This window comes from Priestia sp. SIMBA_032 (genome assembly GCF_046535215.1).
Lineage (GTDB): Bacteria > Bacillota > Bacilli > Bacillales > Bacillaceae_H > Priestia > Priestia aryabhattai.
This window is the reverse complement of record NZ_JAWRXD010000140.1, coordinates 1-455: the sequence shown is the minus strand read 5'-3', so window position 1 is coordinate 455 and position 455 is coordinate 1. Positions and strand designations below refer to the sequence as shown.

Below are 455 nucleotides of genomic sequence, written 5' to 3'. Positions count from 1 at the left end.
CATAGTAAGGTTCCAGCTATGCGAGGGTAATATATTCTTTTGGAAAATTTCTTTCCGTTTTGTTTTGGATCCATCGCAAACCTCAAAAAGCTCGGCTATCATCTCAATATGCCATCATTTTCGAAGGTTCGCTAGTTTAATGGTGTTATTAAGTAATTGATTGTTAGGTCGATTTATAATCGGTTGTATTTCTCAGCTTCAGATGCTGTCATTTGTTACCCACAAATTTTTCTGCACTTCGTCCCGCTTGTAGATCTGCCGCTGGCATCCATCTACCGTAAATTTTTGTGAGCCTGGCCCTGCAGCATGGCTAAGATCGCAGCTTGTTCCTCCGGCGCGAGCGGAACCACGTCATCATTCTTCAGCGGGGATTCCTTACGGGAGTACGTCCAGCCTGCCAGCGGGTTGAGTTCGATCAGTTTCTCTTCGCACACTTCGTTCAGCGAGGAGCGGAG

At 46.2% G+C, this 455-nt stretch carries 1 protein-coding gene; it reads right to left on the bottom strand.

Features of this window, described 5'->3' with window-relative positions; genetic code table 11:
- Window positions 1–272: 272 nt before the first annotated feature.
- On the bottom strand, window positions 273–455 hold a 183-nt coding region (locus tag SB717_RS33695), incomplete at its 5' end, for a hypothetical protein (RefSeq protein ID WP_410907153.1).